This is a genomic window from Arthrobacter sp. LAPM80 (genome assembly GCF_046736435.1).
Classification (GTDB): Bacteria; Actinomycetota; Actinomycetes; order Actinomycetales; family Micrococcaceae; genus Specibacter.
Window position 1 is genome coordinate 1 of record NZ_JBCHVD010000084.1, and the last position, 290, is coordinate 290.

Genomic DNA, 290 nt, shown 5'->3' on the forward strand with positions numbered 1-290 from the left:
TCCATCGGATTTATTAACGGGAAAGTTCTGGAAAGTGTAGTAATTCCCATACAAAAGGCCTAAAATAGTGGTATGGGCAGTTCAGTGAATTTCCCGACGGGTCGGGATCCTTCCCCCGCCACCTCCGGTGTGGCGGCACTGGTGGCCGGTCTTGTTCTTCCCTCCATTGAACCCCTTGCCACTGACATTGCATGCCTGGCGGATTTGCCGCGCCTGCCCGATCCCGCCGCCAGGTTCCAGAGCCGCCCCACCGGCCCATCCGGCTCCGACCCTGATGCTGCTGCTGATGG

Annotated in this window: 1 protein-coding gene; it reads left to right on the plus strand. The window is 59.0% G+C overall.

Translation table 11 applies throughout. The annotated features are described in order from the left end of the window. Positions 1-72 precede the first annotated feature (72 nt). On the plus strand, positions 73-290 hold a 218-nt coding region (locus tag AAGW05_RS18630), incomplete at its 3' end, for a hypothetical protein (RefSeq protein ID WP_411805952.1).